Annotated in this window: 16 protein-coding genes and 1 tRNA gene; 6 read left to right on the top strand and 11 right to left on the bottom strand. The window is 74.1% G+C overall.

Going from position 1 to position 17,852, the window contains the following annotated elements:
* Positions 1-167 precede the first annotated feature (167 nt).
* The 5 genes from ACWEQL_RS07060 to ACWEQL_RS07040 all read right to left on the bottom strand — a co-directional run bounded on the left by ACWEQL_RS07060 (position 168) and on the right by ACWEQL_RS07040 (position 3,157).
* Positions 168-947 (bottom strand): ABC transporter permease, encoded by a 780-nt coding sequence (locus ACWEQL_RS07060; protein WP_452149159.1) that lies wholly within the window; start codon positions 945-947, stop codon positions 168-170.
* Positions 944-1,831: an ABC transporter ATP-binding protein gene (locus ACWEQL_RS07055; RefSeq protein ID WP_452149158.1), complete on the bottom strand. Its 888-nt coding sequence runs from the start codon at positions 1,829-1,831 to the stop codon at positions 944-946. The genes ACWEQL_RS07060 and ACWEQL_RS07055 overlap by 4 nt, the downstream gene beginning before the upstream one ends.
* A gap of 267 nt (positions 1,832-2,098) precedes the next feature.
* A tRNA-Glu gene (locus ACWEQL_RS07050) sits at positions 2,099-2,170 on the bottom strand.
* A 109-nt stretch (positions 2,171-2,279) separates the two neighbouring features.
* A complete protein-coding gene (locus tag ACWEQL_RS07045; protein ID WP_452149157.1) occupies positions 2,280-2,474 on the bottom strand; it encodes a hypothetical protein in 195 nt (64 codons plus the stop codon).
* Positions 2,471-3,157: a TetR/AcrR family transcriptional regulator gene (locus ACWEQL_RS07040; RefSeq protein WP_452149156.1), complete on the bottom strand. Its 687-nt coding sequence runs from the start codon at positions 3,155-3,157 to the stop codon at positions 2,471-2,473. Before ACWEQL_RS07040 ends, ACWEQL_RS07045 begins: the two co-directional genes overlap by 4 nt.
* A gap of 143 nt (positions 3,158-3,300) precedes the next feature.
* Between ACWEQL_RS07040 and ACWEQL_RS07035 the strand changes: the two genes are divergently transcribed.
* On the top strand, positions 3,301-5,556 hold the full coding sequence (locus ACWEQL_RS07035) for an MMPL family transporter (RefSeq protein ID WP_452149155.1): 2,256 nt from the start codon (positions 3,301-3,303) through the stop codon (positions 5,554-5,556).
* A gap of 66 nt (positions 5,557-5,622) precedes the next feature.
* Here ACWEQL_RS07035 and ACWEQL_RS07030 read toward each other — a convergent pair whose 3' ends face one another.
* Entirely contained in the window at positions 5,623-7,122 is a 1,500-nt protein-coding gene (locus ACWEQL_RS07030) for an extracellular catalytic domain type 1 short-chain-length polyhydroxyalkanoate depolymerase (RefSeq protein ID WP_452149154.1), read from the bottom strand.
* 1,031 nt (positions 7,123-8,153) lie between these two features.
* Here ACWEQL_RS07030 and ACWEQL_RS07025 point away from each other — a divergent pair.
* Together ACWEQL_RS07025 and ACWEQL_RS07020 are read left to right on the top strand one after the other, a co-directional pair.
* Positions 8,154-8,759: a hypothetical protein gene (locus ACWEQL_RS07025; RefSeq protein ID WP_452149153.1), complete on the top strand. Its 606-nt coding sequence runs from the start codon at positions 8,154-8,156 to the stop codon at positions 8,757-8,759.
* Positions 8,756-9,937, top strand: a complete 1,182-nt coding sequence (locus tag ACWEQL_RS07020; RefSeq protein ID WP_452149152.1) for a glycosyltransferase family 4 protein — start codon at positions 8,756-8,758, stop codon at positions 9,935-9,937. Before ACWEQL_RS07025 ends, ACWEQL_RS07020 begins: the two co-directional genes overlap by 4 nt.
* 18 nt (positions 9,938-9,955) lie before the next feature.
* Here ACWEQL_RS07020 and ACWEQL_RS07015 read toward each other — a convergent pair whose 3' ends face one another.
* Positions 9,956-10,612, bottom strand: coding sequence for a response regulator (locus ACWEQL_RS07015; RefSeq protein WP_452149151.1), 657 nt, complete (start codon positions 10,610-10,612; stop codon positions 9,956-9,958).
* Complete coding sequence (locus tag ACWEQL_RS07010; protein WP_452149150.1) at positions 10,597-11,985, bottom strand: sensor histidine kinase; 1,389 nt, start codon at positions 11,983-11,985, stop codon at positions 10,597-10,599. Before ACWEQL_RS07010 ends, ACWEQL_RS07015 begins: the two co-directional genes overlap by 16 nt.
* Positions 11,986-12,207: 222 nt before the next feature.
* Here ACWEQL_RS07010 and ACWEQL_RS07005 point away from each other — a divergent pair, with 222 nt between their 5' ends.
* Positions 12,208-14,751, top strand: a complete 2,544-nt coding sequence (locus tag ACWEQL_RS07005) for a GmrSD restriction endonuclease domain-containing protein (protein WP_452149149.1) — start codon at positions 12,208-12,210, stop codon at positions 14,749-14,751.
* Positions 14,752-14,814: 63 nt separating this feature from the next.
* On the opposite strand, the gene ACWEQL_RS07000 is transcribed toward ACWEQL_RS07005, so the two are convergent.
* Both ACWEQL_RS07000 and ACWEQL_RS06995 read right to left on the bottom strand, forming a co-directional pair.
* Positions 14,815-15,012: a hypothetical protein gene (locus tag ACWEQL_RS07000; protein ID WP_452149148.1), complete on the bottom strand. Its 198-nt coding sequence runs from the start codon at positions 15,010-15,012 to the stop codon at positions 14,815-14,817.
* On the bottom strand, positions 15,009-15,377 hold the full coding sequence (locus ACWEQL_RS06995) for an ATP-binding protein (RefSeq protein WP_452149147.1): 369 nt from the start codon (positions 15,375-15,377) through the stop codon (positions 15,009-15,011). The genes ACWEQL_RS07000 and ACWEQL_RS06995 overlap by 4 nt, the downstream gene beginning before the upstream one ends.
* Here ACWEQL_RS06995 and ACWEQL_RS06990 point away from each other — a divergent pair.
* Positions 15,289-16,563 carry a helix-turn-helix domain-containing protein gene (locus ACWEQL_RS06990; protein WP_452149146.1) on the top strand — a complete coding sequence of 425 codons (1,275 nt, stop codon included), beginning with the start codon at positions 15,289-15,291 and terminating at the stop codon, positions 16,561-16,563. The two genes, ACWEQL_RS06995 and ACWEQL_RS06990, sit on opposite strands and share 89 nt — an antisense overlap.
* A complete protein-coding gene (locus tag ACWEQL_RS06985) occupies positions 16,556-16,759 on the top strand; it encodes a DUF397 domain-containing protein (protein ID WP_452149145.1) in 204 nt (67 codons plus the stop codon). The genes ACWEQL_RS06990 and ACWEQL_RS06985 overlap by 8 nt, the downstream gene beginning before the upstream one ends.
* Positions 16,760-16,824: 65 nt before the next feature.
* On the opposite strand, the gene ACWEQL_RS06980 is transcribed toward ACWEQL_RS06985, so the two are convergent.
* Positions 16,825-17,814 (bottom strand): hypothetical protein, encoded by a 990-nt coding sequence (locus tag ACWEQL_RS06980; protein WP_452149144.1) that lies wholly within the window; start codon positions 17,812-17,814, stop codon positions 16,825-16,827.
* Positions 17,815-17,852 lie beyond the last annotated feature (38 nt).

The raw sequence follows: 17,852 nt of genomic DNA, 5'->3' as shown, positions 1-17,852 counted from the left end.
CCCGCCCGGGCCGTACCGGTACCGCCGACCGGATCCGGCCCGGCGCGGTCACCGGTCACGTCCGTACGGTTCACGAACCCGGTCGCCCTCACGTCCCCGTCCCCGTCCCGTCCCCATCGGCCATCGGCCATCGGCCATCGGCCCAGTCTGCCCGAGCGTGCACCGCGCTACTCCCAGCGGAACCAGCGGGCGGCCGCCGCCAGCAGGGCCGCCACCCAGGCGGTGAGGACACCCAGGTGCCCCCAGCCCGGCCAGTCCCCCGCCGCCGCCTCGCCGAACGCCCGGGCGGCGGCACCGAACGGCGTCCAGCCGACCACCCGGGCGAGCGCGTCGGGCATCGCCTGCACCGGCACCCAGGTCCCCGCGCAGAACATCATCGGGAAGTACACCGCGGAGCCGACCCCGCCGGCGATCCTCGAGGTACGGGAGAACGCCGAGATCACCGCGCCCAGGGCCAGCGCGCCGAGGGCGGCGAGCGCCAGCACGAGCAGATGGCCCAGCGGCTGCCGCGGCAGCGGCACGGCGAAGACGATCCGGCCCACCGCCAGCGACACCACGGCGGACAGCAGCGCGGCCGCGCCGTACAGGACCACCTGCGCGCCGAGCAGCGCGGCCGGGCGCACCGGAGTGGTCGACATCCGGCGCAGGATGCCGCGCTCACGGTAGCCGGTGATCACCGGCGGCATGCCCGCCACCCCGGCCGTGAGCAGCGCGATCAGCCCGGCCACCGGCGTGTAGGCGTCCACCGGGCGGATTCCGCCGAGCGATTCGTCGGCGGTGCGGAAGGAGGGGACCGCGCCGAGGATCCCGAGCAGCAGGGTGGGGAAGACCAGCATCCAGAAGACGCCGGCCGGCTCCCGCAGGAACAGCCGGGCCTCGGCCCGCAGGACGGCGGCGCCCGGCCCGCGCCGCCGCGACGCGCGCCCGGTCAGGAGGTTCTCGGTCATGGCCGACTTCCGGTGAGATCGATGAACGCGTCCTCCAGGGTGGCGTCGGTGACGCGCAGTTCGTGGGCGGTGATGCGGGCGCGGGCGAGCAGGGTGAGAACGGCGTCCACGGTCTCGTCCGTCCCGGTCAGCGTGAGCCGGCCGCCGTCGGACACCACGGAGACGAGCCCGGGCAGCGCGGCGAGGTCCGCCTCGGCGGGCGGCGCCGAGGGCCGGAAGGAGACCACCGTGGCCCCGGCGGAACGGCCGACCAGCCCCGCCGGCGTGTCCGACGCGACGATGCGCCCGCGGTCGAGGACGGCGACGCGATCGCAGAGCCGCTGCGCCTCCGCCATGACATGCGTGACCAGCAGGACGGTGACCCCGCCGTCCCGGACCGACTCGACGAGGTCCCAGGTGGCGCGCCGGGCCTGCGGGTCGAGGCCGGTGGTCAGCTCGTCCAGGACGACCACCCGCGGCCGCCCGATCAGTGCCAGCGCGATGAACAGCCGTTGCTTCTGGCCCCCGCTGAGATCCGCGAACCGGGTGGACAGCCGGGAGGCGAGGTCCAGCCTCCCCACCAGCGAGGGCAGGTCGGCCGGGTCGGGGTAGCAGGCGGCGTACAGCTCCAGGGCCTCGCGGACGGTCAACTTGGCCTGGAGTTCGCTCTCCTGGAGCTGAACGCCGAGGACGAGGGCGGTCGCGGCCCGGTCGTCCCGCGGGTCGGCCCCGCAGACACGCACGGTGCCGGAGTCCGGGGCGCGCAGCCCGGCCACGCACTCCACCACGGTGGTCTTGCCGGCGCCGTTGGGGCCGAGCAGGCCGAAGATCTCGCCCTCGGCGACGGCGAAGGAGACGTCGTCGACCACGGTACGACCCGCGTAGGACTTCCGTAGGGCGTTCACCTCGATGACGGGCCCGTCCCGGGGCTCCGGTGTCGAGCCGTGGGGAGGGCCCTGGGGTACCGGCGGTTCTGGGCGCCTTGGTGGTTTCGCGTGCTTCATGGACCCAGCCTCGCGGCCGCCGGGGCCGGGTGGCATCCACCGATCCGCTCGGCCATGGCCCGCCGTATCAACCGATCGGCTGATGGCGACGATTCCGGGGGCCGAACGCGGCGGCCTCCGGAAATGCGACAGGGGCGGAAGTCGAGAACGACTTCCGCCCCTGCGAGTTGGAGCGCCGGGCCTGAATCGAACAGACCCTTCCCACTGAAAGTGGGCGTGCTACCGCTGCACCACCGACGCCTGACGGTCCGGATTCCGATCACTTCCGTGATCTCGTCCTGCCGACATGGGAAAACTTATCAGCGGATGATCGGAAGGCGAAATCCGGACCGTCGGTGCGGCCGGTGGATCAGGACCGGACGCCGGCCCGGGCGGCCACCGTTGCGGCGAAATGCCGTAGGGCCAGCGGCGCCCCGGCGTCGTCCCAGGCCACCGCCTCCGCCGCCACGCCGCGGGCGCGCAGGGCGTCCACGATCAGCGGGAGGTCCTCGTCGTACGCCAGACCGGCCGCACTGGTCACGATCGCGACGCCGGGCCCGCTCATGCGCTCTCCCCAGGGCGGTCGCCGGAGGGGCGGCCGTCGGACGGGCGGCCGTCGGCGGCGGTGAGGAGGGCGTGGACGGTCACGGCCATGGTGTGGCGGGCCTGGTCCACGGTCAGGCCGGTGCTGCGCCAGTGGTGCCAGGTGCTCCAGGTGGTGACCGCGTCCAGGCCGTTGAGCAGGTCGGTGCGGGCGGGTTCGGGCAGCGGGTCGAGCTCCGGGGCGAAGATCCGGGCGAGCCGCACCCGCGCGAACTCCGTCATCCCGCGGACGGCCTCCACCACGCTGGGCGACGGGTTCTCCAGCCGCATGACGGCGAGCCGGGCGGGGGTGAGGCCCTCCAGGATGCGGGCGCGCTGCTCCGCGACGGCCGCGACCCGGACGTCCCGCGGCCCGTCCGTCGGCACCGGCCGGACCTGGGCCATCAGCTGTTCCAGGCGCCGGTTGACGGCGACCTCGGCCAGCTGCGCCATGTCCGCGAAGTGGTGGAACACCAGCCGCCGGGAGACGCCCGCGCGCTCGGCGACCTTGTCCGCGGGGAAGTGCGACTGGTTCTCGTCGAGCAGCGACAGCACCGCGTCGGCGATCTTCTCGCGGGTCCGGGCCCCGCGTGCCGTGCGCCCGTCGGTGACGGGCGCGGCGGGCTCAGCGGGCCTGGCGGGCCCCGCCGGCTCGGTCGGCTTCACGTGGGCTCCTCCGGCCTCTCGTTGACTTTGTTGCACCACGAGTGCAAGTGTACGCGTTGCACGGTGAGTGCAATTAGTTCGGCCGGGACGTGCTCCGGCCGTCCACCGCCGTGGAGACGCACGAAGAAGGACGGTTCATCCGCATGTTCACCGGTACGGGGCGCTGGTGCGCCCGTAGACCCAGGCGCGTGGTCGCGGCCTGGCTGCTCCTGCTGGCCGCCGCGCTCACCGCCCTCGGGGTGTTCGGGCGGGTCACCAGCGAGGCGGTCTCCATCCCGGGCAGCGACAGCCAGGCCGCCCGGGACGTCACCGACCGGGCGTTCCCGGGCTCGGCCTCGGGCAAGCAGCCCGTGCTGCTGCACACCGGCGCCACCGCGGCCCCGCTCACCACCCCCGAGAACGCCGCGGCCGTCCGGGCCACCGCGACCGCCGTCGCCGCCGTGCCGCACGTGGTCGCCGTCACCACGCCGTACGACCCGGCCGGCGCCACCGCCCTGAGCGCCGACGGCCACACCGCCTACCTCTCGGTCGAACTCGACCTCAGCGGGCGGGAGGTGACACCGGAGATCACCGAGGCCGTGCTGGCCGCGGCCGCGCCGGCCACCGCCGCCGGCATCGAGGTGACGCCCGGCGGGTACCTGGCCGCCGCCGTCGACAAGGGGTCCACCGGCCGCAGCGAGCTCATCGGCCTCGGTGCCGCCCTGGTGATCCTCACCCTCACCCTCGGCGGGCTCGTCGCCGCCGGACTGCCGCTGCTCGCCGGGATCGTCGGCCTCGGCATCGCGCTGCCGGCCATCGGCCTGGCCGGCCACCTGATGGACGTCCCCGAGGCCGGCGAGACCATCGCCGCCATGATCGGCCTCGGGGTCGGGATCGACTACACCCTGTTCGGGCTCACCCGCTTCCGGGAGCTGCGCGCCGCGGGCGTCGGCATCGAGGACGCGGCCGTCCGCACCACCGCCGGATCGGGCAAGTCCGTCGCCTTCGCCGGCAGCGCCGTCGTCGCCGCCCTCGCCGGGCTCGCCCTCGGCGGGCTGCCGCTGCTGTACGCGCTGGCGCTGGCCCCCGCGATCGCCGTGGTGACGGCGCTCGGCGTGAACCTCACCCTGCTGCCCGCGGTGCTGGTGCTGCTGGGCGAGCGCCTGACGCCGAAGCCCGCCGCCCCCGCCCCGGACGACCGCCCGCGCGGCTGGGGCCGGATCGCCGCCGTGGTCGCCGCCCGGCCCTGGCCACTGCTGCTGGCCGGCCTCGCGCTGCTCGGCGCGCTCGCCCTCCCCGCGGCCCACCTGCACCTCGGCCAGCTGGACGGCGGCAGCAAGCCTGCCGGTTCGATGAGCCGCACCGCGTACGACCGGATGGCGGCGGCGTTCGGCCCCGGGGCCAACGGCACGCTCCAGGTGGTCGACGTCCTGCCCACGCAGGCCGATCAGGGTGGGGCGGCGGCCGGCGACCCGCGCCTCGCCGCCGTGACCGCGGCGCTGCGCTCCGCCGAGGGCGTCGCCGCCGTCACCCCGCCCGCCATGGCCGCCGACGGCCGTACCGTCCGCTGGCAGGTCACCCCGGCCACCGCCCCCGCCGACCCGGCCACCACGGCGCTGGTCCACCGGCTGCGTGCGGACGTCCTGCCCGCCGCCACCGCCGGCAGCGGCCAGGTGACGCACGTCGGCGGGGCCGTGGCGGCGCAGGCCGACCTCAACACCCGGATCGCGCACCGGATGCCGCTCGTGGTCGGGTTCGTCCTGACCGTCGCGGGCCTGCTCCTGCTGCTCGCCTTCCGCTCGCCGCTGGTCGCGGTGAAGGCGGCCGTGATGAACCTGGTGTCGGTCGCCGCCGCGTACGGCGTGCTGACCGCCGTCTTCCAGGACGGCCGGGGTGCGCGGCTGATCGGTCTGGAGGGGGCCGTGGCGGTCCCCGGGTACGTGCCGCTGCTGATGTTCGCGGTGCTGTTCGGGCTCTCGATGGACTACGAGGTCTTCCTGCTGAGCGCCGTGCGCGAGGGCTACCTGAGGGAGGGCGACAGCCGTCGCGCGGTGGTGGCGGGCCTGGCCGGCACCGGGCGGATCATCAGCTCGGCGGCCATGATCATGGTCGCGGTCTTCCTGAGCTACCTGCTCTCGGACGACCCGGTGGTCAAGATGTTCGGCGTCGGCCTGGCCACCGCCGTCGCCCTCGACGCGACCGTGGTCCGCGGCCTGCTGGTGCCGGCCTCCATGGTCCTGCTCGGCGACCGGAACTGGTGGCTGCCCGGCTGGCTCGACCGCCTGCTCCCGCACGTCGACATCGAGGGCGACGGCCACCCGGAGCGCCCCGGGGCGGCCACGGGGGCCTCGGATGTGACGGCAGGTACGGCGGTGCAGGCCGAATGCCCCGCGGTCAGCGGGGCACCGAGGTCGGGGTGACGTTCGGCTGGGGAGGGATGGTCATCGGGGGGAGGGTGATCACCGGGCCGAGCGGGTAGCAGCCGCTCAGCAGGCGCCGTCGGCGATCACGTAGTACCCGGCGGCGGTCTCCTTCAGGGTGTGCGTGGTGAAGAGGGTGTAGAGGCCCATGTGCTGGCCCGAGCCGTTGGCGTACACGGACCCGCCGGCGGTGTGGGCCCGGCCCGCGGCGACCTGGTGGTAGTTGTCGGTGGTGAAGCACCGCGCGACCTGGCCGGTGGTGGTGGCGGTCACCGGGGCGGAGGCCGTCCCGGCGGCCCCGGCGGGGTCCACGGCGGCCACGGTGTAGGTGTGGGTCGTGCCGACGGTCAGGCCGGTGTCGGTGAAGCCGGTGCCGGACGTGGTGCCGACCTCGGCGCCGTCGCGGCGGACCTCGTACGAGACCGCGCCGCCGACGGCGGACCAGCCGAGCGACACGGTGGTGTCGGTCGTCCCGGTGACGGTCAGGCCGGTCGGGGCCGGCAGTCCGGTGCCGGGGCCGGAGCCGTCGAGGCCCCAGAAGGCGGCGGTGTAGGAGGCGGAACAGATGCGGTCGAGGTAGTAGGCGCCCGTCGCGCCGCACCGGTCGTCGCCGGTGCCGGGGTCGACGGCCAGTCCGTGGCCCATGCCGGAGATCGAGTACACCTCGACGGCGGGCGTGCCGTCGGCGGCGGCGTGGACGCTCAGCGTGGTGCCGCCGGGGAGGCTCCGGGTGCTGGAGGGAACCCGGGGGACGCCCAGGACGTCGGTCCACTGGTCGCGCAGCTCGTCGGCGTTGACGGGCTTCACCGTGCTGTCGGAGGTGCCCTGCCAGATCGCCACCCGCGGGTAGCGACCGGTCCAACCCGGGTACGAGCCACGGACCTTGGCGCCCCACTGGGCCGGGGTCAGGCCCTGGTCGCTGTTCTGGCAGCCGCCGGCGGCGGCCTGGGTGGTGGCGCACTGGGCGGGGAGCCCGGAGTTGACGGCGCCGCCGGCGAAGACGTCGGGGTAGTCGGCGAGCAGGTTCGCGGCCTGGCCGCCGCCCGCGGAGAGGCCCGTGACGTAGATCCGGCCGGGGTCGCTGCCGTACAGCGCGACGGCCTTGTCGACCATCTGCCTGACGGACAGCGCCTCACCGCGGCCGCGGGTGCTCTGCGCGGAGTCGAACCAGCGGAAGCAGCTCAGCGCGTTGTTGGCCGAGGTGGTCTGCGGGTACACCACCGCGAAGCCGTACCGGTCGGCCAACCGGGCCCAGCCGGAGTGGGCGTGGTAGTCCGCGGCGCTCTGCACGCAGCCGTGCAGGGCGACCACCAGCGGCCGTCCGGCGGGCAGGCCGTCCGGCACGTAGGCGTACATGCCGAGGTTGCCGGGGTTGGACCCGAACCCGGCGACCTGGGTGAGACCCGCGGCGGCGGCCGGCGGCGCGCCGACCGTCACCAGTCCGGCCGCGAGGGCGAGGACGCCGACCGCGGCGGAGATCCAGCGGCGGACGCGGCGTCCCGTACGGGCGGCGCGGGGCGGACGGGTCGGCGGGCATGCCGGTGGACGTGTCGGTGGACGTGTCATGGGGGAGCTCCTGGGTGGGGGTGGACAGGACCGCGCGCCGCACCGGGCCGCCGTACGGGTGGGGCCGCCCCGGCCGCCTGCGGTGCGCCACGACGTGCATCATCCGACCCGGCCGGTGCTGCGGTAATGGCACGGAGGTCCACCCTCCGCCGGGCCGCCCTGTGATGCTCCGCCATGGGCGGCGGCCGCGTCGTGGCGGCGGACGAGCCGGGGCGCCGGTCCCACCGGCCGGCGGTGGTAGGGGAAACCCGACCACGGAAGTCGACCTGGCCGTCATGACCCCGGCGGGCCGCGCCGCTGGAATGAAGAGGTGCCGATTCCCCTTGCCCGTCAGGGCGTTCCCCTTGCTCATGGGCCCGCTCCGCGCCCTCCCGGCGACCGGCGGACGTGGTGGTGCGCCGGGTGGCTGGCCGCCGCCGGGTGGGCCGGGACCTTCCCGTTGTTCTCCTCGCTGGGGCCGCACCGGAGTTGGGGCCTGGTCGCCGCAACGGCGTACCTGGGGGCGGCCGTTGCCGTGCTGGTCCTGCCCCGGCGGTGGGCGCGCGGGGGCTCGGCGGGCGTGGCGCTCGCCGGTGCGGTCGTCGTGCCGCTGCTGCTCCTGGTCGCGGCCGGTCAGGGGCAGAGCGAGGTCGCCGTCATCGAGCGGTCGGGTGAGCTGCTGCTGCGGCACGGCACCCCGTACCTGGCGGAGCCGCGCAGCGTCGGCGAGTACACGCCGTATCTGCCGGGCATGGCGCTGTTCGGGCTGCCCCGCGCGCTCCTCGGCGCCGACGGCCTGCCCGCCCGGCTGCTCGGCGACGCCCGGCTCTGGTGCGCCGCGGTGTTCCTCGGCTGTCTGTCGGCGGCCGCCGGCCCGTCGCCCCGGCGTGGCGCCGTGGCCCCGGTCGCGGCGCCGGCCCCGGTCGCGGCGCTGGTCGCCTCGCCGCTGGTGGCGCTGCCGCTCTGCGTCAGCGGGGTCGACCTGCCGATGACCGGGCTCTGCTGCCTGGCCCTCGCCCTGGCCGGCCGGGCCCGCCGGACTGGCCCTCGCCGTGGCCTGCGCACTCAAGTGGACGGTCTGGCCGGCGGTCCCGGTCGTCGCCGCGCTGCTGGCGGCCACCGCCGGTCGCCGGGCCGCGGTACGGGCCGGCGTCACCGCCGTGGCCGGCGCGGCCGTCCTGGTCCTGCCGACGGCGCTGCGCTCCCCCGGGCCGCTGCTGGAGCAGGTGTTCGCCTTCCCCACCGGCCACGGCGCCCTGCCCACCCCGGCGAACAGCCCGCTGCCCGGCCGGCTGCTCACGGACCTCGGCCCGGCCGGCCGGTACGCCACGGCCGCCCTCCTGCTGCTCGCCGGCCTCGCCGTCGCCGCCTCGCTCGTCCTCCGGCCGCCGCGGGGCGTCCTCGTGGCCGCCGACCGGCTCGCGCTCGGGCTCACCCTGGCCGTCCTCCTGGCACCGGCCGGACGGTTCGGCTACCTCGCCCTGCCCGTCCTCCTGGTGCTGCTCGCCCGGCTGCGGGGCGGCGCCGCCCCGGCCGCGTCCGTCCCCGCCCGGCCGTCACGGTCGGCCCGTCCGTCACCACCCGCCCGTCCGTCACCGCCCACCCGTCCGTCACCACCCGCACCCGCTCACCGAACCGAGGTCGTACCCGCCCCATGAACAGCACGCTGATCGTCACCAACGACTTCCCGCCCCGGCAGGGCGGCATCGAGACCTTCGTCCACGCCATGGCCACCCGGCTGCCCCGGGCGTCCGGCGGCGAGGTCGTCGTCTACACCTCCGACGAGCCGGGCGCCGCCCGCCACGACGCCGCGCTCCCGTTCCCCGTGGTCCGCGACCGGGCGCGAACGCTCCTGCCCACCGGCCGGGTCACGGGCCGGGCCGCCGAGCTCGCCCGGGCGTACGGCTGCGACCGGGTCTGGTTCGGCGCCGCGGCCCCGCTCGCGGCGATGGCCCCCGGACTGCGCCGCCTGGCCCCGGACATCCGGCGGACGGTCGCCACCACGCACGGCCACGAGATCTGGTGGGCCCGCACCCCCGTCGCCCGCCGGCTACTGCGGCGGATCGGCGACGGCGTCGACGTGGTCACCTACCTCGGCCCCTACACCCGCGACCGGATCGCCCCCGCGCTCGGGCCCGCGGCCCGGCTGGAACGGCTGGTCCCCGGTGTCGACACCGAGCTCTTCCGGCCGTCGGCGAACGACGGCTCCGGCACCGCCCCGGTGATCCTCTGCGTGGCGCGGCTGGTCCCGCGCAAGGGCCAGGACACCCTGATCCGCGCACTGCCCCTGATCCGCCGGGCCGTCCCGGACGCGGTCCTCGTCCTGGTCGGCCGCGGGCCCGACGAACGGCGGCTGCGCGCGCTCGCCCGGCGGTACGCCGAGCCCGGCGCGGTCGTGTTCGCCGGCGGCCGGGAGCACGCGCTGACGCCCGCCGACTACGCGGCGGCCGACGTCTTCGCGATGCCCTGCCGCACCCGCCGGGCGGGCCTGGAGGCGGAGGGCCTCGGCATCGTCCTCCTGGAGGCCGCGGCCTGCGGTCTGCCCGTGGTCGCGGGCCGGTCCGGCGGCGCACCCGACGCCGTCCTCGACGGCGTCAACGGCACCGTCGTCGACGGCCGCGACCCCGCCGAGGTCGCCGGGGCGATCACCCGGATCCTCCGTGCGCCCGCCGCCGAGCGGGCCCGGATGGGCGCGGCCGGACGCCGGTGGGTGCGCGAGGCGTGGTCCTGGGACGCCACCGCCGGCCGCCTCTGCGACCTGCTCACGCCCACCCCGGCTCCCTTGGCCACGCCGTCCGCCTCACGGACCACCGGGCCGCAGGTCACGGCGGGCTGACGCTACTCGCCCCGCACGCTACTCGCCCCGCAGATGGGCGAGGACGGCGAGGACGCGGCGGTTGCCCTCCGCGGGGTCGAGGTCCAGCTTCATGAAGATGTTCCCGCAGTGCTTGACCACCGACGCCTCGGTGACGCTCAGCCGCGCCCCGATGGCCTGGTTGTTGAGGCCCTCGGCCATCAGCCCCAGCACCTCCCGCTCGCGCGGCGTCAACCGGGCCAGCGGACGGTCACCGGACTGCTGCCGGAGCAGCACCCGCACCACCTCCGGGTCGATCACGGTCTCCCCCGCCGCCACCCGGCGCAGCGCGTCCAGGAACTCCGCCACCTCGCCGACCCGGTCCTTGAGCAGGTAGCCGAGCCCCGCCCGCTGCACGCCGACCGCGCCGAGCAGTCGGGTGGCGTACGGGGTGGCCACGTACTGGGAGAGCACGAGGACCGGGAGGTCGGCGTGGCGCTCGCGCAGGTCGAGGGCGGCGCGCAGGCCCTCGTCGCTGAAGCCGGGCGGCATCCGGACGTCGGTGACGACGGCGTCCGGCCGATCCGCGTCGACGGCCGCGGCGAGCGCGGCGGCGTCACCGACCGCGGCGATCACCTCGTGGCCGCCACGGGTGAGCAGTTCGACCAGGCCGGCCCGGAGCAGCACGGCGTCCTCGGCGATCACGAGCCGGAGCACGGCACCTCCAGCCGGAGCCTGGTCGGCCCGCCGATCGGGCTGGTCACCATCAGTCGTCCTCTCAGGATCGCCGCCCGGTCGGCCAGTCCCTGCAGTCCGGCCCCGGCGGCCGGGTCGGCCCCGCCGCGGCCGTCGTCGGTCACCTGGATCACCAGCCGCCCGGCCTCGACCCGGCCGTGCACGGTGACGACGTCGGCGCCGCCGTGCTTGGCGGCATTGGTGAGCGCCTCGGTGACCGTGAAGTAGGCGGTGCTCTCGACCGGTCCCGGCAGCCGGCCGGGAAGGTCGAGGTCGAGCTCCACCGGGACGGGATGGCGCAGCGCGATCTCGGCGACGGCGGCGGCCAGTCCGTGGTCGGTGAGCACCTGGGGGTGGATGCCGCGGACCAGGTCCCGCAGCTGCTCCAGCGCCTGGCGGGCCTCGGCCCGGGCGCGGTCGACCAACATGGCGGCCGGGTGCTCCGTCGGGCCGTCGCCGTTGGCGCCGCCATGGATTGTGGCGCCTCGCAGTTCGTGGGCGGCGAGGCCGAGAGTCATGGTGAGGGCGACGAGTTGCTGCTGGGCGCCGTCGTGCAGATCGCGTTCGATCCGGCGACGTTCGGCCTCGAAGGCATCGGCCAACCGGGCCCGTGAGCGGGTCAGTTCGAGCACCTGGCGGCCGGGATCCTCCTCGCGCGGGCCGAGCAGCAGCCGCGCCAGCCGTACGTGGGCGGTGGCCAGCAGGGCGCCGCCGTAGCCGGCGAGCATCAGCCCGGCCAGGCCGACGGCGGTGGCCGGGAGCGCGTGGAGCGGTCCGGGGACGGCGTGGCCGGGGATGAGCATCACGGTCTCGGGGGCCAGCGCCCAGACGATCATCGGGCTGACCACCAGGGCCGCCGAGAACAGCAGCAGCGCGGTGAGGCCCAGTCCGGCGGCGGTGAGCACCGGGGCGACCAGCGCGGTGTGCGCCAGCTCCCGCCAGGTCGCCCGCTCGCGCAACCGTGTCCTGAGCCGGGCGCGGCGCCCGGCCCCGGGCAGCGCGCGATGCGGGTCGGGTACGGGGTACGGCTCGACCAGCCGGAGCCGGCGACGCTCCAGCGCGCCGACGGGCACCCCGCTCACGGCCACCCCGAGCAGCACCGGCAGGCCGATCCCGACCACGGACAACCCGAGCCCGAGCAGGGTGAGCGCCACCAGCAGCACGGCCACCAGCACTCCGAGCACCGCGCCGCTCACCAGGTACGCCCAGCAGCGCAGCACGTGCCACGTGAACGGGAACCGCAGCACCCCACCACGCAACGCAGCCCACACGGCGACCGGCGGACGGGCGGCGGCGCCCACGGGGTCACCAACGTCCACCCCGCCCAGCTGTTCGTACACCCGCCCAGCGCCCATCCGGCCACTCTAACCGACCTGCTGACGGGGGCTCGGAGGGTGTCGGGGTGGACGCACGTGGAGGCCCGTCACCACGGGACGGGCACTGCCGGAGGAGCGTGCGGCCCGCCGACCCATCTGAGTGAGCGTCAATCTCTTTGCTCCGTTCGGATGTCACGCACGCTCTACGCTGTCGATCGGTGCCGGAGGCGCAGCTCCGTGCACGAGGGTCGAAGGGGAGTCATGCGGGCGCAGGAGATCACGTTCCTCAAACTGGTGCAGGGCGACAAGCAGTTCCAGGTGCCGCTCTACCAGCGCACGTACAGCTGGGGGCGTGAGCAGTTGCAGCGGCTGTGGGACGACGTGTCCGAGCTGGTGGAACAGCACATGGACGGGGACGCGCCGGCTGCGCACTTCCTCGGCTCCGTCGTCCTGGCCCCCGGTCACATCCAGGCCGGCGGGGTGCAGCGCTGGCTGGTCGTCGACGGCCAGCAGCGGCTCACCACGCTGATGCTCGCGTTCACCGCGTTGCGCGACCACTTCAAGGCCGTCGGCGGTGAACGCGCGGCCGACCGGGTCCACCGGCAGATCCTGGTCAACGAGTTCCACGAGGGGCCCGACCACTACCGTCTGCTGCCCACCCAGGCCGACCGGGACGCGTACACCGCGTGCGTGGGGTCCTCGCCGAAGGCCGGCGGAGCGGACAACATCGGTGTCGCGTACCGCTTCTTTCTCGGCACCCTTACCGAGGGTGCCGAGGAGCAAGGGGCCGAGTGGGCCGTCGCGGTGGAGACCGTACTCAAGGACCTGCTCTCGATCGTCGAGATCACCGCGCAGGGCGGCGACAACGTCTTCCGCATCTTCGAGTCGATCAACAACACCGGCGTCGGTCTCAGCCAGAGTGACCTGCTGCGCAACTACGTGTTCAGCCTGCTGCCGAAGCGGGGCGAGCGGGTGTACCGGGAGCTGTGGCTGCCGATGCAGCAGGAGCTCGGCCCGAAGAACCTCGAACTCCTGGTCTGGCTGGACCTGGTGGTGCGCGGGCACGGCAAGGCCAAGCAGAGCGACATCTACCGCGAGCAGCAGCGGCGGCTGGACGCGTTCCGGAACGACGAGGCGGCGTTGCAGCAGGAGATCGCCCTGCTGGCCGAGCGGGGTGAACGGCTGCTGCGCATCCTGCATCCCGAGCGGGAGGGTTCGCCCGCACTGCGCGGCGCACTGGAGCGGCTGGGGGCGTGGGGCGGGCAGACGCACTACCCGCTGGCGCTCCACCTGCTCGATCTCGTGGACGGCGGACGGGCGACGGCGGCCGAGGCCGCCGAGGCGCTCCGGTACGTCGAGTCGTACCTGGTGCGCCGGATGATCTGCCAGGTCCCGACGAACCACCTCAACCGGATCTTCATGGACGCCCCCAGGGAACTGGAGACGGACCGCTCCCCCGCCGAGGCCGTGCACCGGCTGCTCTCGGGCCGCCGCCGCCGCTGGCCCTCCGACGAGGACCTCCGCGAAGCGATCCGCACCAAGCCCTTCTACTGGACCGGGCGGCCCCAGCAGCGCCTCCACGTGCTGCGGCGGCTGGAGGAGAGCCACGCGGCCACCGAGCCGGTGGACTTCGAGAAGGCGGCGCTGACGGTCGAGCACGTCCTGCCGCAGCGCCCGCAGCAGGACTGGTTCGACCTGCTCGCGGAGGAGACGGAGGACGGCCAGAGCCCGAAGGACCTGCACGACCTGCTCGTGCACACCCTGGGCAACCTCACACTCTCGGGTGAGAATTCCAAACTCTCCAACCACCCCTTCGAGCGGAAGCAGCAGATCCTCGATTCGAGCGCGCTGCGGATGAACCAGGAGATCGCCGCCGCCGAACGCTGGGGCCGGGCGGAGATCCTGGCCCGCGCCGACCGGCTCGCCGAGCGCGCCGTTGGCCTGTGGCCCGCCCCCATCGGGGCGGTCAGGACGGTCGGGGACGAGTGGCCCGGCTGGACCGAGCTCCGCGCGGCCCTGGTCGCGATGCCGAGCGGCACCTGGACGACCTACGGCGACGTCGCCGAGCTGGTCGGCGGTCACCCCGTCCCGGTCGGCGCGTACCTGGCCCGCAAGGAGGGCGTGATCGGCGCCCACCGCGTGCTCAACTCGGACGGCCGGGTCTCGCCCTCCTTCCGGTGGCCCGACGGCCGCACCGACACCCCGAGGGAGATCCTGGAACTGGAGGGCGTGCGCTTCGACGAGGTCGGCCGCTCCCACCACTCATGCCGCCTGACGGCCCCCGAACTGGCCACCCTGCTCGGCCGCGACCTGCCGGACTCCGGTGTGCGCGATCCGCTGCCGGACGTGGAGGACGCCGCCGCCGGCGGGCGATTCGCGGTCCAGCTGGCCGAGCACCACCCGGAGGCCGCGCCGGGCGTGCTGGGAGCACTGCTGTTCTGGCAGCAGCAGGGCGGGTACCTGGAGTACGGGCGTGCGGACGAGACCAGCTGCTTCCCGATGCTCGACACCGGCACCGCGGCCCAACCCCACCGGCTGTGGCCGTTCGGCCTCTACCCGGTCACGGGAACGGTGGAGGTCGTCTTCCAGTACCTCAAGGACCGCAGGCCGTTCGACGACGCGCAGGTGCGGCGGGAGCTGCTGCGACGGCTGAACGAGATCGAGGGGGTCGAGCTGGCGGAGGCGAAGCTGGACCTCCGCCCGTCCTTCCCGCTCCGGGTGTTCGCCGACCGCGGCGAGGAGATCCGCGCGGTGCTGGAGTGGTTCGTCCACACGGCGGCACTCGGTCTCGCGCGACGGCCCTGAGAGCTGCTTCCGTGCCGCCGGGCCGGGTCGGGGACTCGGCCCGGCACCCGGCGCTCGGCGCGATCAGGCGGGTATGCGCGTGGCCGGGTCGCGGTGGTCGGGCTGGGGCTGAGGCTGTGGAGTGGCGGGCTCATCCGTCCTGGGCATCCGCAGGGCCGTGATGACCCCGAGGACGACCGTGGCGAGGGCGAGCGCGAAGAGCACCGCGAAGGCGACGGCGACCAGGAAGCCCGCGGAACCGAGCCTCATCGGCGGGCTCACGCGGCGGAGTCCAGTTCGAACCAGACACGCTTGCCCGGCTTCCGGGGGTCGGCGCCGAACCGGTGGGTGAGCGAGCGGACCAGGTGGAGCCCGCGGCCGGAGACCTCGTACGGGTCGGCGGAGAGCCGGGGCTCGGGGAGAACGGGGCAGTCGTCGCTGACGCAGACGCGGACGGTACGGCCCCCGATGAGGACGACGACCACGGTGGGCGCGGCGCTGCCGCCGTGCTTCCAGGCGTTGACGAACAGCTCGTGCAGGGCGAGTTCGGCGTCGCGGATGAGGTCGTCCGGCCAGTCGGCCCAGGACAGGACGTCGCGCAACTCCTCGCGGGCGGCGGACCAGTCGGGCGGGTTGCAGGCACGCATGAGGGAACCTCCGAGCGGGTTGTGCAGTGGAGTTCGATCGACGATCGGCGGATGCGTCGCCGTGAGCCAGGCCAGGACGGAGCTGGCTGAACCGTGTGTGGCTGCTCTTCGGCACGAGGAAAGCAGGCGCCTACTGCCCTTGGAACAGGCATTACTGACGATCCGTCGGATCGACCTGGGAATGACCATAGCCCAGCTTGGGGGCAAGTTTTCCCCAAGCGCGAGACATTCCCCCTATCGTGTTGCTGGCCGCCCTCGGATGGACCGTCCGGTCGGCCACGCGGCAGACTTGACGCCGAACCCGCCCCGGAAGGAAGCCATGGCTCCACGCGCGAACCCCACGCTCCGCCAACGCCGACTCGGCGCTGAGCTGCGAAGAATGCGCGAGCAGGCCGGCTTCGGCGGTAGCGAGCTCGGCCGCGCCGTCGGCATGAATCCCGCGCAGGTCACGCAGATGGAGGCAGGGAGGATCGGCATCAGCGTCGAGCGGCTGCACACGATCGCTGCGGCCTGCATGTGCGTCAACGAGCCCTTGATCGCCGCCCTCTCGGACATCATCACGGAGCGCGAGAAGCCCGGCTGGTGGGAGGAGTACCGCGGAACGCTGTCGGCGGACTTCATCGACGTCGCCGAGGTCGAGAGCCACGCGCGAAAGCTCACGACCTACACGATGGCCTTCATTCCGGGCTTGCTCCAGACCGGCCCCTACGCCTCCGCAGTCTTCGCCCAGGCTGTCCCGCCTCCGCCTCGGCACGAGATCGACCTCAGGACGGCCTTCCGGATGCAGCGCCAACGCGTCATCCGATCCGGCGCAGCGCCCTATGCGGCCTTCATCCATGAAGCCGCGCTACGCATGCAGTTCAGTGGTCCGACCGTCCTCGCGGAGCAGCTTGGCGCACTCATCGACGACTCCCAGCAGCCAACCGTCACTGTCCGGGTGATCCCGTTCGGCATCGGTGCGATGCCCAGTTCCAACGAGAACATCACGTATGCCGAAGGGCCGATCATCGAGCTGGACACTGCGCAGATGGACACGGGTGTCGGTACCCGGGTCCTCGACGCCCCGGCCCACTTGGCGAGGTTCCGGTCCTTGCTCGCCCGATTCGCCGGCGCCGCCCTCCCCGAGGAAGAGTCTCTCGACTTCATCGCGTCCATCAAGAAGGAAGTGGAAAGCAAACGTGACTAGCTTCGCCTGGCAGAAGTCCACCTACTCGGGCGCAAATGACGAGTGCGTCGAGGTGCGTGCCCTGGACGGGCTGATAGAGATCCGCGAGTCCGACGACGGCGACCACATAGTCCGCACCACCCCGGCCAAGTTCGCCAAGTTCCTCCAAGGCATCAAGGCCGGCGAGTTCGACCACCTCGCGGACCTCGCCCGCTGACGTATGCCGCCCAGCCGCTCCAGCCCGGTCGGGCGAGAGGCGGGCCGGCGCGCGGGTATCGGCGCTCACTCCTTGGCGGGCCGGTCGTGGCTGCCCTTCGACTTCAGTTCCCTCTGCTTCGTGTCCTTGTCCACCACGATCTCCCAGGGGCCGGAGACGACCGACGGGGCCTCCCCGGAGACCACGGAGGCGAGGGGGAGGCCGCCGTCGTCGTAGACGGTCGCGACGTCGGTCAGCTCCCAGAAGAGGTTGAGCTCGGCGTGCTCGCTCAGGTTGGCGTAGGTGCTGGAGACGAACGACGTCGTCTGGGTGGACACGGTGAGTTGCTGGGTGGTGGTGGAGGACTCGCTGAGGGAGGCGGAGACGGAGGCGCTGAACGGGCCCCAGCCCGCGCTGGCGCTCACGCCGACGGAGGCGTCGGTGGTGTCGGACTCCGAACTGCTGTCCTGCTTGCCCTGGGTGACCGTGTAGCTGACGGTCCGGCTCTCGCCGGGGGCGAGGCTGTACGACTCCCCCGTGCAGTGCCAGAACTGTTCCCGGGTGACGGTCACGCCGAGTCCGACCTGTTCGTCCCCCGGTACCGTCACCGGGGTCCGCCTCGTGGCGCCGTGCTGGACGAGCCCGGTGGCCACCAGGACGCTGGGGCCGTCCTGCGGGATGAGCATGTCGATGGTCGGCTCGGGGATCGGCCCGAGGTTGTTGGGGTCCAGCAGGTCGGACCCGGCAAAGGTCATGGTGCTCTTGCCCGGCAGGTTCTGCAGGACGGCGGCGAACGCTCCCGAGTAGTGGGACTTGGCCACCCAGTAGCTGTCCGCCCAGCAGTCGCCGGTGATCACGATGTTGCCGCCGTCGGGATCCAGGACGAGTCCGGGCATGCCCGCGGTCCAGTGGCCGTTACCGGGGTCGTAGCCGCACAGGTAGCCGGACTGGTCGAGGTAGAAGAGGTCCAGGGGGATCGAGAGGTCGTTGAAGACGAGGACCTGGGCCCTGGACTCCTTGGCGGGCGAGGCGAGGGTCCCGTCGAGGGCCGCCTGGTAGGTGTCGTTCATGCGCATGGTGAGCTCCGATCACCGCCCGCCGCGCATCCGCGTGC

The organism is Kitasatospora sp. NPDC004240 (assembly GCF_053603215.1).
Note: the sequence above shows the minus strand (reverse complement) of the source record. Positions and strands in the feature narration are given on the sequence as shown.